This is a genomic window from Micromonospora sp. NPDC005163, from assembly GCF_053599835.1.
The window spans coordinates 19,259-32,516 of the sequence record NZ_JBSFYP010000027.1; the positions used below are offsets into that span (position 1 = coordinate 19,259).

General features: G+C 67.2%; 9 protein-coding genes. 5 read left to right on the forward strand and 4 right to left on the reverse strand.

The annotated features are described in order from the left end of the window. Positions 1-11 precede the first annotated feature (11 nt). Positions 12-3,209: an efflux RND transporter permease subunit gene (locus tag ACWD6N_RS19730; protein WP_450005018.1), complete on the forward strand. Its 3,198-nt coding sequence runs from the start codon at positions 12-14 to the stop codon at positions 3,207-3,209. Positions 3,210-3,276: 67 nt separating this feature from the next. Here ACWD6N_RS19730 and ACWD6N_RS19735 read toward each other — a convergent pair whose 3' ends face one another. The 3 genes from ACWD6N_RS19735 to ACWD6N_RS19745 form a co-directional block, all read right to left on the reverse strand. Next, positions 3,277-4,101 (reverse strand): AfsR/SARP family transcriptional regulator, encoded by an 825-nt coding sequence (locus ACWD6N_RS19735; RefSeq protein ID WP_387328904.1) that lies wholly within the window; start codon positions 4,099-4,101, stop codon positions 3,277-3,279. Between the two features lie 298 nt (positions 4,102-4,399). Further along, complete coding sequence (locus ACWD6N_RS19740; protein WP_354968048.1) at positions 4,400-5,731, reverse strand: sensor histidine kinase; 1,332 nt, start codon at positions 5,729-5,731, stop codon at positions 4,400-4,402. 31 nt (positions 5,732-5,762) lie between these two features. Further along, positions 5,763-6,440, reverse strand: a complete 678-nt coding sequence (locus ACWD6N_RS19745; RefSeq protein ID WP_354968047.1) for a response regulator transcription factor — start codon at positions 6,438-6,440, stop codon at positions 5,763-5,765. Positions 6,441-6,615: 175 nt separating this feature from the next. On the opposite strand from ACWD6N_RS19745, the gene ACWD6N_RS19750 reads away from it, so the two are divergent. From ACWD6N_RS19750 to ACWD6N_RS19760, 3 genes are read left to right on the forward strand one after another with little or no spacing between them, the layout of a single operon-like run. Next, positions 6,616-7,587: an ABC transporter ATP-binding protein gene (locus ACWD6N_RS19750; RefSeq protein ID WP_354968046.1), complete on the forward strand. Its 972-nt coding sequence runs from the start codon at positions 6,616-6,618 to the stop codon at positions 7,585-7,587. Further along, the gene (locus ACWD6N_RS19755) at positions 7,584-8,426 is read left to right on the forward strand and encodes an ABC transporter permease (RefSeq protein WP_354968045.1); all 843 of its coding nucleotides are present in this window, start codon (positions 7,584-7,586) and stop codon (positions 8,424-8,426) included. The genes ACWD6N_RS19750 and ACWD6N_RS19755 overlap by 4 nt, the downstream gene beginning before the upstream one ends. After that, the gene (locus ACWD6N_RS19760) at positions 8,423-8,980 is read left to right on the forward strand and encodes a hypothetical protein (protein WP_354968044.1); all 558 of its coding nucleotides are present in this window, start codon (positions 8,423-8,425) and stop codon (positions 8,978-8,980) included. The genes ACWD6N_RS19755 and ACWD6N_RS19760 overlap by 4 nt, the downstream gene beginning before the upstream one ends. A 1,344-nt stretch (positions 8,981-10,324) precedes the next feature. On the opposite strand, the gene ACWD6N_RS19765 is transcribed toward ACWD6N_RS19760, so the two are convergent. After that, on the reverse strand, positions 10,325-11,545 hold the full coding sequence (locus tag ACWD6N_RS19765; RefSeq protein ID WP_450005019.1) for a flavin reductase: 1,221 nt from the start codon (positions 11,543-11,545) through the stop codon (positions 10,325-10,327). Positions 11,546-11,747: 202 nt separating this feature from the next. On the opposite strand from ACWD6N_RS19765, the gene ACWD6N_RS19770 reads away from it, so the two are divergent. Beyond that, a complete protein-coding gene (locus ACWD6N_RS19770) occupies positions 11,748-12,749 on the forward strand; it encodes a Gfo/Idh/MocA family protein (RefSeq protein WP_450005020.1) in 1,002 nt (333 codons plus the stop codon). Positions 12,750-13,258 lie beyond the last annotated feature (509 nt).

The following is a 13,258-nucleotide window of genomic DNA, read 5'->3' on the forward strand; positions in this document are numbered from 1 at the left end:
GACCCCAGACCATGATGCGTTGGATCATTGGAACCAGTCTGAAGCTCCGGTTCCTGGTGGTTGTCGGGGCCTCGATGATGATGTTCTTCGGCGTCGTGCAGATTCGCGACATGCCCGTCGACGCTTTCCCCGAGTTCGCGCCGCCCCGGGTGGAGATACAGACGATCTGCATCGGGCTGTCCGCGCAGGATGTCGAGGAGCTTGTCTCCGTCCCGCTTGAGCAGGGGCTCACCGGGATCGAGGGCCTGGACGTGATGCGCTCCAAGTCGGTCTCCCAGCTTTCCTCGATCATCCTGATCTTCAAGCCCGGGACCGACCTCATGGCGGCCCGCCTGTTGATCCAGGAGCGCCTCACCGCCATCACACCGAGACTGCCCCGCTGGGCCAACGCGCCCTTCATGATCCAACCGCTCTCGTCAACCAGCCGGGTGATGAAGATCGGAATATCCCAGGCGGACAAGTCGGATGCGGCTCACGTCGAGATGGCGCTGCAGGCCTATTGGACGGTCCGGCCCCGCCTGATGCGCGTACCCGGGGTGGCGAATGTGGCCATCTGGGGCGATCGGTGGCACGTCAAGCAGGCCCTCGTCGATCCCGAGCTCATGAAGCGGCACAACGTCACGCTGGCCCAGGTCATGGAGGCCGCCGGAGACGCGGTGGACGTGGGTCAGCTGAAGTTCAACGGCGGGTTCGAGATCGGCACCGGCGGGTGGGTCGACACCGCCAACCAGCGTCTCCAGGTGCAGCACCAACTGCCCGCCCTGACCGGGCAGCAACTGGCCGAGATTCCCATCGAGGTGCCGAAGGGCGCCAAGCCGGTCTACCTCAAGGACGTCGCCTACATCACCGACGACATCATGCCGCCGTCACTGCTCACGGGGGACGCGGTCATCAACGACGGCCCCGGCCTCATGCTCATCGTCGAGAAGCTGCCGTGGGGCAACACGCTCGAGGTGACGCGCGGGGTCGAGGCGGCGCTGAAGGACTTCGCGCCGGGCATGCAGGGCTTGAACGTGGATACGGAGATCTTCCGGCCGGCGACCTTCATCGAGACCTCAGTCGAGAACCTCGGCCGGGCGCTGGTCATCGGCTTCGGACTCGTGGTCCTGATCCTCGTCTTCTTCCTCTTCGAGTGGCGCGTGGCGCTGATCAGCGCGATCTCGATCCCGCTCTCCCTCGTCGCGGCGGGACTGGTGCTCTACTGGTCCGGCGCCACGATAAACACCATGATCCTGGCGGGGCTCGTGATTGCCCTCGGCGTGCTCGTCGACGACGCCATCATCGATGTCGAGAACATCGTGCGCCGCATCCGCGAGCATCGACGAGCGGGCAGCACGAAGTCGACCGCGGCGATCATCCTCGACGCGTCGGTGGAGGTGCGGGGTCCGATCGTCCAGGCCACGATGATCATCCTGGTCAGCACGGTCCCGATCTTCCTGCTCACCGGGCTCACCGGCTCGTTCTTCCGGCCCATGGCGTTCGCCTACGGGCTGGCGGTCCTGGCATCGCTGCTGGTGGCCTTGACGGTCATCCCGGCGCTCGCCCTGCTGCTGCTGGCCAGGTCGCCGATCGAGCGGCGAGAATCGCCGCTGGTGCGCTGGCTCCAGCGCGGCTACACCGCGATGCTGGCACGCATCATCCCGCGTCCCGCCGTCGCCTACGCGACCGTAGGGCTCGTCCTGGCGGGCGGTGTCATGGTGGTACCGATGCTGGGGCAGAACCTGTTCCCCGCGTTCAAGGAGCGGGATTTCCTGATGCACTGGGTGGCCCAGCCCGGCACCTCGCGTGAGGAGAGCGTCCGCATCACGGAACAGGTCAGCAAGGAGCTGAGGGCGATCCCCGGGGTCCGGAACTTCGGCGCGCACATCGGGCAGGGCACGTTGGCCGACGAGGTCGTCGGCATGAATTTCACCGAGAACTGGATCAGCATCGACCCGAAAGTCGACTACGACAAGACTCTCGCCGCCGTGCAGCAGGTGGTCGACGGCTACCCCGGACTGCAGCGCGATGTGCAAACCTACCTGAAGGAACGCACCAAGGAGGTGCTCACGGGATCCAGCGAGGCCATCACCATCCGGATCGTCGGTGACGACCTCGACGTCCTCCGAGACAAGGCCAACGAGGTCAAGGAGCTCATCGCCGGTGTCGACGGCATCATCGACGAACACGTGACGCTGCAGACCAACGTTCCTCAGGTGGATGTCCAGGTCGACCTGGCCAAGGCGGCACGGTACGGGATCAAGCCGGGCGACGTACGCCGGACGGCCGCCACGTTCATCGCCAGCGAGGAGGCGGGCGACATCTGGCGGAACGGAAAGAACACCGAGGTGCACGTGTGGAGCGTGCCGAGTGCGCGGTACAGCATCGAGAGCGTCCGCAACCTGCTGATGGACGCAGCGGACGGGCGCAAGGTCCCCGTTGGTGAACTGGCCGAGGTCACGATGGTGCCCACGCCCAACCAGATTCTGCGGGAAAACGGGTCGAGGTACATCAATGTGGGGGCCAACGTGGCCGCGGGGAAGGCCCTGGGTGACGTCGCGGCCGAGGTCGAGCGCCGCCTGGCGACGGTGGACTTCCCGCCGGGGTACCATCCCCAGCTGCTCGGTGAGTACAAGGAGGCCACGAGCGCCCAGGATCGGCTGCTGCTCTTCGCCGGCGTCGCGGTGATCGGGATTCTCTTCCTGCTGACCACCGCCTTCAACAGCTGGCGGCTGGCGTTCCTCGTCCTCCTCACGCTGCCCATGGCTCTGGTGGGCGGGGTCCTCGCGGCATACCTCGGTGGCGGCATCCTCTCGCTCGGCTCGCTCGTGGGATTCTTCACCGTGCTGGGCATCGCCGCCCGCAACGGCATCCTGATGATCAATCATTTCCAGCACCTGGAAAGGGAGGAATCTGAACAGTTCGGCCGAGGTCTCGTCCTCCGCGGTGCGAAGGAGCGACTTTCGCCGATCCTCATGACCTCATTGGCGACCGGGCTCGCCCTCGTTCCCCTGGTCATCGCCGGCAGCCTTCCCGGTCACGAGATAGAACACCCGATGGCGGTCGTGATTCTGGGTGGCCTGGTCACATCGACGCTGCTGAACCTGTTCGTCCTCCCGTCCCTCTATCTGCGCTTCGGACGACACGAGCATTCGTCCACGCCTCACAGATCTCGGCTCGGAACGCGCGTGTGGCCAGCAGCCCGGCGGCGTGGAGCGGCCCATGCCTGACCGGCGGACCCTCATCCCAGCCAGAACGAGTCGCCGTGGTTGCCGACGGGTCCGCTGGGCCGCTGGGTCACGGCAGGTCAAGCCCAGGATCGCCGCGAAGTATCGCTCTCTCCAGCTGCTGCAGCTGCGGCGCTGGATCGAGTCCGAGTTCGTCGACGAGCCGGCTCCGCGCAAGCCGGTAGGCGACCAGCGCATCGGCGGCACGGCCGGCGCGGTACAGGGCCAACATGAGCTGCGCGAGCAATCGTTGGCGGTACGGATACTGCCCGGCGTACTCGGCGAGGTCATCCAACACGGCCTCGTGCCGGCCGAGCCGCAACTGCGCGTCCAGCCACTCCTCCACAGCGGTCAACCGCGCTTCCTCCAGTCCCCGGCACAGATGTTCGACTCGCCGGGTCGCCACGTCGGCCAGCGCGGGTCCGTGCCACAGATCGAGCGCGCGCCGCAGCATCGCCGCCTTCTTCAGGTCGTCCGTCTCACGGCGAGCCGCGGCGAGGAGGGCGCGGAAGCGGTGGGCGTCCACGCTCATCGGGTCAGCCCGCAGGAGATACGTCGGGCCGCGCGTGGTGATCTCCACGCCTTCACGGTCCGCACCGGCCATGGTCAGGACAAGGCGCAGTTGCGAGACGCGGACGTGGATGGCATGACGTGCGGTCTGTGGCGGCGATTCAGGCCATGTCAGGTCAACGAGGCGGTCGAGCGGCACAATCTGATTCACGTTCAGCGCGAGGATCGCCAGCATAAGCCGCTGTTGGCGTGGCCCGAGATCGACTTGTCGATCCCCCGCCCATGCCTCCACTGCTCCCAAGAGCCGGAACTCCACAACCCCACACCCCCCTGATGCGTCTGCACCTCCTCCGCCTCGCTGCGCAGGGTCACGGAACCGCGCCATGGACGCTCGTGATGATCAGGCTGATCGGCCGATTGTCACTTCCCGTATTCCGCCGGCACGAGCCGCACGTGGTTAGCGGAGTCAACGCGCCTGAACGGGTGTAAACTCGGCTGTAATACGATCTACGCGGGACCGTCAAGTTTAATTCTACTTTGTAATACTATGTTGCAACTCAGCTGATTGGCTGGTCAAGAGGTTCGCTGGATCGCTGGGGATTTCCGCAAATGACTGAACGCGCTCCGCACGGCCTTTGCAATTTGGTGAGAAATCGTCGGATCTTCCCGAGCGAGGCCCTCGGTCAGCGCGCAGGTAGGCAGATGACGAACCGTGCACCCCGAGGTGCGTCCTCGACGTCTATCGACCCTCCGTGTGCGTCGATGATCTCTCTCGCGATGGCCAGACCGAGACCGGTGCCGCCCGTGCGACGGCTCCGGTCATCGTCGAGGCGCGTAAACCGCTCGAAGACGCGCTTCCGGTCCGCGCACGGAATCCCCGGCCCGTCGTCGTGGACGATCAACGTGACCCGGCGGTCGTCGCTGCCGAGCTCGACGCTGACCGATGACGAGGCATAGTGCTCGGCATTGTCGAACAGGTTGCGTACGGCCCTGGTCAGGTCGTCGCGACGGCCGTCGACGGCAGCCGCCGAGACCGCGCCGGTGTCGACCCGCAGGTGGCCGCCACCACGGATCCGGGCCGCCTCGGCCAGGACGATGTCGTCAAGGTCCACCGGACGGGTCGCCGCGCGAGGGGTGCCGGCGTCCGCCCGGGCGAGGAACAGCAGGTCCCGGACCAGGCGCTCCATACGACGGTTCGCCGCGAGCAGGTCGGCTGCCGTGTCGTTCCAATTGGTGCCGTCGGGGTGAGCGAGTGCGACCTCCAGGTCGGTGCGCGCCGCGGCGAGTGGGGTCTGCAACTCGTGCGAGGCGTCCGCCACGAAGCGACGTTGACGCTCGGCGGCGGCATCCAACCGGTCGAGCATCATGTTCATCGTGCCCGCGAGCCGACTGATCTCGTCGTCCGTGGTCGGCACGGACACGCGCCGGTCGAGGGAGCGTTCGGAGATGTCGGCGACCTCGGCCCGGATAGCGTCCACCGGCCGCAGGGTGCGACCCGCGACCGTCCAGGTCGTGACGGCGACGAGTGCCAGCAGCAGTGGAGCACCGGTGGCAAGGGCGCCCTGGAGAACGTCGACGACGTCATCGACCGGGGAAAGACTCGCCGCAACGTAGACGGTCACCGGTCCCTCGGGCGTAGCCGTGGACAGCGCGATGACCCGGTAGCTGCCGGCCTCGCCGAAAGGAAGGCCGTCCACTGAGCGCACCTCGGACCCCGCCCCGGGGGAGCCGAACCGGGCGAGAGACTGATCGCGCCGAAGTCCGGCGGTGGCGGCCACCACCCGGCCGGCGCCGTCCACGACCTGGGCGATGCTTCCGTCGTCACCCTCGACGGCCAGCTCCGTGGGGAGCGTGCCCTGGCGAGCCAGAGTGGCGACGTCGTGCGCACGTACCCTCGCCATGTCGTCGACGCGTTCGACCAGCGAACGACGCAGAAACACCACCAGGCCCACGGCGGTGACCACGAGGGCGACACCAACGACGATCGTGGCGGCCACGGTGGTGCGGGCGCGCACCGTCGTGAGGCGTGCCCGAGGCCGGGGGTTTTCAGCCACCATCGGGGTCCAGTCGGTAGCCGACGAGACGGACGGTCTGGATCGCGGATCGACCGAACGGCTCGTCGATCTTCCTGCGTAGGTGCCGGACGTAGACCTCGACGATGTTGGGGTCGCCGTCGAACGCGAAGTCCCAGACGTGGTCGAGGATGGTGCCCTTGGAAAGCACTTCGCCCGGACGCCGCATGAGGAACTCGAGGAGGGCGAACTGGCGCGGAGTGAGTGAGACCTCCGTTTCCCCACGCCAGACCCTGTGGGCGGCGGGGTCGAGCCGCAGGTCGCCGACATTCAGCGTGGCCGGGCGCTCCCGCGAACCCCGGCGCAGCAGCGCCCGAATTCTGGCGACCAGGACGACATAGGAGAACGGCTTGGACAGGTAGTCATCGGCTCCGGTATCGAGAGCTTCCGCCTCGTCGAGCTCGCCGTCCTTGGCCGTGAGCATGAGAATCGGGGTCCAGTTGCCGGCCTCACGCAACTCGGCGCACACCTGGAAGCCGTTCTTGCCGGGAAGCATGATGTCGAGAACGATGACGTCGAAGTCGCCGTCCGTGGCCCGCCAGAGGCCGTCGATGCCGTCGAGTGCGACCTCAGCAGCGAACCCCTCGGCCTCCAGTCCACGCTTGATTGACCGGGCGAGATGCTTGTCGTCCTCGACCACGAGGATGCGCACTCCCCAAGTGTGCCACTCGCCGGCTTACTGCCCGCTGAAGCCGCCGACGCAGACCTCCGGCTTCGTCCGCGTTCAGCCGGTCTTCAGCCAACCCGCCGTACAGTCGCCATGACGTCCTGGTCGAACGGACCGCGGGTGGCGCGCCGCCACCTCGCACGGCGAGAGGGGGACGCTCATGGCCAGCGTGCAGCTCGAGGCGGTGCGGCTCACCAAGCGGTTCGGGGACCGTACGGCGGTTGACGGCTTGAGCTTCACTGCACGACAAGGCGAGGTCGTGGGACTGCTCGGGCCGAACGGGTCGGGCAAGACGACCACCATCCGATTGCTCACCACGGTGCTCGCACCGACGAGCGGGGAGTTCTCGGTGGCTGGTGTTCCCTGCACCCGGCCGGGCGAGATTCGACGGCGGATCGGCGTGTTGCCGGAAAGCAGCGGCTATCCCGGACACCAGACGGGCGAGGAGTACCTGCGCTACCACGCGCGGCTGTTCGGCAACGCCCGTCCGGACGCCGCGCGGGTCGCCGAGCGGCTACTGGCGGAGGTAGGCCTGGCCGAGCGTGGCTCGTCGCGGATCTCCACGTACAGCCGCGGCATGCGGCAGCGCCTGGGCATCGCACGGGCGCTGGTCAACGATCCCGCTGTCGTGTTCCTCGACGAGCCGACGCTCGGGCTCGACCCGGCCGGGCAACGTCAGATGCTGGCGATCGTCCGCGAGATCGCGGTGGTCAGAGGAGCGACGGTCATCCTCAGCACCCACACCCTTCCGGACGTCGAGGAGATCTGCACGAGCGTGCTGATCCTTCACAAGGGAAAGGTCCTCGTCTCCGGCACCTTCGGCGAGGTCACCCGCGCTGTCCCCACCCAGCAGTACGCGCAGATGCGCGTACCGATCGAGTTGGTCGGTCGGGCCCGGCAAGCGCTCGCGGGCGTCGCCGGCCTGATGACAGAGCCCGCCGACGAACGTCCCGACATCCTCAGGATCTCCCTGAACGGATCGCCGGGCGCAGACAAGAGCGGCACGGGTACCGGGATGAACGCAGCACTGCGGGCCGTGCTGAGCGCCGACGTGCCGGTCCTGTCCTTCGAGGCCGAACGCGCGCGGCTCAGCGACGCGTTCCTTGCTATGACCGGGGAGGGTGTCCGATGACGACGGGTCTGCGGGGGCGGGTCCGGTTCGGCGAATCCAGCGCGGGCGGGGTTCGCGGCGATGGCCCGGGTTGGCGGGTCGTCGCCGAACAGGAGTGCCGCGATCTGTGGGTGAGCGGGCGCGGCCCGGTGTTGGTCTTCGCGTTCAGCGTCGTCCTGAGCGTCATGACCTACCTTGCCGGTACCAGTCAGGTGCTCAACTTCCTCGAGCAGCGGGAAGCGGTGAACCTCACCCTGCAGGTTGCGGTGGCGGTCGGCGTCCTCGTCACGCTGGTGGTCAGCGCCGACGCGATCAGCGGGGAGCGGGAACGGGGCACGTTGGAGAGCCTGCTGCTCGCACCCGTCTCCCGCCGGGCGATCGTGCTGGGGAAGATGGCAGCTGCCATGTCACTTTGGCTCGCGGCCTTCGTCGTGAGCGTGCCGTATCTGTGGGTACTCGGACGCGGAGTGTCCATCGTCGGGCAGGCGTTGCTGCTGGGCCTGCTCGTCGGCACGCTGCTGGCGGTCGCGCTCGCCGCGCTCGGTCTGCTGATCAGCGCCGTGTCGAGCTCCAACAAAGTCAGCCTCGCGGTGAGCCTGTTCCTGCTGGTGGCGCTCTTCGCACCGACCCAGTTGCCCGGCGGCGCGCCGAAGGGCTGGTTCGGTGATCTTCTCGTCCGGCTCAATCCGGTCGGCGCGGCGCTGCACTACCTGACGGCTGCGCTCGTCAACGGGCACGGCTGGACGCGGGACCTGTCCTACCTGATGTCTCCGCTACTCACCGCGGTACTGGCCGGCGGCGTCCTGGTTGCCGCCGGCACCCGGATCGTCAGGCTGCATGGAGGGGTGAGCGGAGCATGAAGACAGGGCTGGCCCTCGCAGGGCTGTTGGTGGCGCTGACGGCTCCCGTCGGCCTGACCGCTTCGGCGGCAGCCGCTCCGCCGCCACTGCCGGGCGTCGTCGAGGTCGTACTAGAGCAGAGCCGACTCAACACGGTCGTTGGTGAGCGGTTGACGCTTGAGTCCCGCGTGGTCAACTCGGGTTCCGTGCCGACCGACCGGCTGGTGGCCCACCTCAACGTCGCGAGCCTGGACGGCGTCTACGTCGACCTCGAGGACTGGTCGGCGGACGTGACCCGGGAAGTTCCGCCGGTGGCGCCAGGCAGCAGCACGTCACTGTCCTGGCAGAGTCAGGCCGTCAACACCGGCAGTTTCGACGTCTACGTCGTGCTCATGCCCGCAGGCGACTCCACGGCGGGTACGGGCCCGCTGGTGGTGAGCCAGCCGGTACACGTGACAGTGGCCGGAAAGCGGACCCTGACCGCAGCGGGCTCGCTGCCGGTTGCCATCGTCGTTCCGGTCGTGCTCGCTCTGGTGGCCGCAGCTGCCAGATACCGCAATCGGCGTACGAGTTGACAGGAGTAACTCACCCTCGGATTCAGGGTTGCCGAGCCGCGGTTATCCCGGCGCGAAGTCGACGCCGGTGGGGCGTCCGGCCGCATCCAGGACCGGTTTCAGCACCGTCTGATAGGCGGCCGCGATCTTCGTTCGTCGGCACCGTGCTGCGCCTTGATCTTCGCAAGGGGTGGCGCTCTTGATCTTTGGGTCGAACCCGGCGGAGAGGGCCGAGAAGCAGGCGCCCGGAAACTTTCCGAGATGAACTCGCCGTCGAAGAACCTCAGAGTGTGCGGCGCGTACATGGCGAGCAGCTTGACCAGGCTGGTTCTCGCCCTCCCGCCCGCCCTGCCCGTTCGCCGTCGGCGGTCGAGCTCTCGATGGCGACCACGGTGAGGGCCACCCGGTCGAATGACGCGCGATCCTGCCCGCACAGGCCGGCAACGAAGGCATCGAGCGCGTCCTGGCGGCCTCTGCAGGGCGAGTCCGACGCAGTGGGGTTTTCGATCCCGGGGGCGATCTGGGCGTCCCTCCGCCCGGTCACGTCTCCCCCACCAGGGTGAGCACGATCGACAGCGACCGGCCGCATGTCGGCGAGCATTTCGAGGAAATGGCGGCTCCGTCACTGTGGGCGCGGTCTCGGCTCGTCGACCGCCCACTCGACTTCGCCCTCCCGCGGTGCGAGCTCCCCACGCCGGGTGAGGTAGCGGCAAGTAAAGTCGCTCAATAACCAACCGCCTAACCAAGCGACAGCGGCGACGAAGATGAGGTCAAGAAACGCGATCGACGTAAGGCGACCAGCCCCCCAGGCGAGCGCGGCGATTACGCCAGCTGGCCAAGTGATCCATCGGATTGGAACACCTTCGTCCGGCCTCATCAAACACCTCCGAATCGGACGGCCTCGACAGAGGCCAATGAGCGTGGACCAACACGATTAATCGGAATGGGTTATACCGGAGGCCTGTCTCGTGGCATGTCGTTCGTCGACTCATGGACTGAGAGTTTTCCAGGAGGCTACCCCTCGCGCCTGACTTGGTAAACCGTGATCGGACCTTACCTCGGCCTTTCTTTAAGGGCCGTTCAGGTCCTTGACCGAAAGTCAGGAAGGGGTCACCACGATGGGCGGACATCCGGGCCCTGCAATTGCAACCGTTATGCTCCAAATGTTCCGTCGCCCGAGGCGAACGCCGAGCACAAGGAGCTTCTTAACATCTACCAGCGGCGGGACGAACAGGCCGCCGTGCGCCTGACCCTCCAGCACCTGCAGGCCACCCTTGCGGCGATCGAGGAAGCTCACGCGGAACTGAGCCGAACCGCACAGCGCGCCCGGCGGATCCCCGATCAGCCGACTGTAAGCAGGCGCATCTAGAGCCGTCCGCCGGTGAACGCCAGGATCTCGCGGACCCGCTTCTTTGCGAGCTCGCAGTAGTCGACGGCGGCCTGCTTCGCGGCACGTGCGTCACGCCGCTCGAACGCTTCCACCAGGCGCCCTTGAACCTTCACGAACTTCTGTGACGTTTCCGGCGTCGACCCGAATGAGCGGGTCATCACGCTCTTGATGCTGAGACGACCGAACGTCGACGTGAGCAGCGGATTGCAGGCGAGGGACACGAGGTGCTCGTGAAACGCGTAGTTGGCGGCGAGATAGCCGTGAAAGTCCACGAACCGGTCGTCGACGAGCAGCGCGGCCATCGTGTCGAAACGGCGACGCAGCTCGGCCACCTCGTCATCGGTCACCCGATGCATCGATAGCGCGATAACGCCGAGTTCGATCGCGAGCCGGGCGTCGAAGGTCTCGTCGGAGGTGCGCACGTCGAGCGGCGCGACCACGTAGCCGCGGTCCGGGTCACGGCGGACCAGCCCATCCGACGACAGCCGGGTCAGCGCGTAGAACGCAGCTGCCGGGTCGACGTCGAGTTGCGTCGCCAGTTCGTCGAGCGGCAACGCGTGGTCGGCGGGGTACACCCGGCTCAGAACGAGCTCGCGCGCGCGTCCGTAGACCTCATCGTCGCGAGCGAACTCGAACCGGCCGAACCCGCCGCGGAAGTACGTCAGCGGCTGCCCCTGGCCGGCGGTCGCGGACACCACCCGCCCCAGAAAGATCGTGTGGGTACCGCCGACGACCGACTCGACGACCTCGCACTCGATATGCGCGAGGGCGTCGCTGAGCAGCGGCAGCCCGAACGCCCCAATGCGGAGGGCGACACCGCGAAATTTGTCACTGCTCGCGATGGCGAACTGCTTGGCGAGCTCGCCCTGGTCCTCGCCGAGCACGTTGACGACGTACCGCCTGGACATCGACACCGCCTGTGCGGTTGGGACGGCGTTGTTGATGCAAGCGAGCATCATCGGCGGTTCGAGCGACAGCGACGTCACGGAACTCGCGGTCATGCCGTGACGCTTGCCGTCCGCCTCGGTCGTGACGACGGTGACCCCGCTGGCGAGGTGACCGACGACGTGCCGGAAGTTGGCCGCATCCACCGACCGGTCCGTGCTGGTGCTGGCGGGCTTCATTCCACTACCTCCGTCGTCGCTGCCGGGATTGGCTGCGGACAGTGTCACGTCCTTCTTCCCGGTGCTGCTCATTGAACAAAGCGGGGGGAAGGTGGGCACTCACGCAAGCCGTGTGATTGCGGGTGCCGGGGTGCCGGGGACCGTAAGAAGGCTGCTGCTCCGCGTCGTACCCGGCGAGGTATCCGGTGGGACTGACGGATTCCGTCATCGCGGCGGGTGAATTTCACGTCGGGGGACAGTCCGCTTTCCCCGGTCCCGAGGCTTGACTTCTCGGATGATCAACGCAGCCGTCGTGGGCCTCGGATGGTGGGGCCAGAAGATCGTCACCGACCTGGCCAACAGCGAGCACGTTCGAGTCGTACTGGGCGTGGACGTCGCCAAATCCGCCCGTGAGCGCGGAGCCGAGCACGGCATCCGCGTGGCGACCTCGCTGGACGAGGCCCTCGCGGACGAGGCCGTCGAGGCGGTGATCCTTTGCACGCCGCACCGCTTGCACGCGGAACAGATTGTGGCCGCGGCCAGGGCTGGCAAGCACGTGTTCTGCGAGAAGCCGCTGACCACCAACGGCCGCGAGGCCCGTGCCGCCATCGCGGCGGTGCAGGCGGCGGGCGTGCAGCTCGGCATCGGCCACGAGCGCCGCTTCGAGCCGGCCGTCCAGCAACTGCGCGAGATGTGCCGCAGCGGCGAGCTAGGTACCCCGCTGGTGTTCGAGGGCAACTTTAGCCAGGACAAGTTCCTGGACCTGCCGGGCGACAACTGGCGGCTGTCCACCGCGGCCGCGCCGGTCGGCCCGCTGTCGGCCACCGGCATCCACATGGTCGACCTGGCGATCGCGGTGTTCGGTCGACCGGTGGAGGTGTGGGCCCGCCTCGCCATCCACGCGACGACGTTCGAAAACGGTGACACTCTCACAATCACCATGGGCTTCGAGAACGGCCGAACTGCGATGATCACGGCCATCCTCACCACGCCGTTCGTCGGCCGGGTGACGGTGCTCGGGTCCAAGGCGTGGGTGGAGATCCGTGATCGCAACCACCCCGAGCTCCCGCGCGGCTGGGATGTCACCACCGTGCACCGGGGAGCGGAGCCGAAGACGGTGTTCTTGCCGCCGTACCCGAGCGTCCGCGAGAACATCGAAGCGTTCGCCCGTGCCGCCGCCGGCGAAGCGCCGTACCCGGTGTTGTACGAGGAGATGCTGTACAACGTCGACGCGTTCGAGGCGATCACCCGCTCGGCGCACAGCGGGCTCGTTGAACGGGTGGGTGGTTCGTCGTGACGACCCCAGGCGCATCGTGGTTCGACAGCAGCCGGCTTCCCTAGCGGTCCGCGCCTAACCACTCCAGCGAAGAAACGTCTCGCGATCACCACCGAGTCGACACGGTGACCGAATGCACGATTTGCCCAGACACTCCGGCAGCGAGGATCCCGCACCAACTCCTGTCGCGTGGCTGACGCTGGGCATGTTGCCCACCGAGTGGATTTCTCGGTGGGCCGCGTTCTGGCTCGCAGGGGGATAAGACGGGCCAGCCCTCGCTGAGCTCGCCAGGCTTCACGGCGACGACGACCCGCACGGGTCCGGGCCCTGCTCCCGGCCGCGCTTGCATAATGTGGTGTTGCCGCGCCAGGAACAGATGGCGCCGCCGCGATGGAAGCCTTCACCCACCTGGCTCAGCTCTACGCTGACGGCAAGGCAGGCGAGCGGTGGATCGTCGACAAAGTCGACCAAATCCTCGCCAGTTCCGGATACGCCAACAGCGTTGTCTCCCTCCCCCTCGGCCAGCTCTA

Excerpts from the sequence above, each read along its gene's own strand:
- ACWD6N_RS19730 (WP_450005018.1), top strand. The coding sequence starts at position 12 with ATGATGCGTTGGATCATTGGAACCAGTCTGAAGCTCCGGTTCCTGGTG.
- ACWD6N_RS19735 (WP_387328904.1), bottom strand. The coding sequence starts at position 4,101 with ATGGCGCGGTTCCGTGACCCTGCGCAGCGAGGCGGAGGAGGTGCAGAC.
- ACWD6N_RS19750 (WP_354968046.1), top strand. The coding sequence starts at position 6,616 with ATGGCCAGCGTGCAGCTCGAGGCGGTGCGGCTCACCAAGCGGTTCGGG.
- ACWD6N_RS19755 (WP_354968045.1), top strand. The coding sequence starts at position 7,584 with ATGACGACGGGTCTGCGGGGGCGGGTCCGGTTCGGCGAATCCAGCGCG.
- ACWD6N_RS19760 (WP_354968044.1), top strand. The coding sequence starts at position 8,423 with ATGAAGACAGGGCTGGCCCTCGCAGGGCTGTTGGTGGCGCTGACGGCT.
- ACWD6N_RS19765 (WP_450005019.1), bottom strand. The coding sequence starts at position 11,545 with ATGAGCAGCACCGGGAAGAAGGACGTGACACTGTCCGCAGCCAATCCC.
- ACWD6N_RS19770 (WP_450005020.1), top strand. The coding sequence starts at position 11,748 with ATGATCAACGCAGCCGTCGTGGGCCTCGGATGGTGGGGCCAGAAGATC.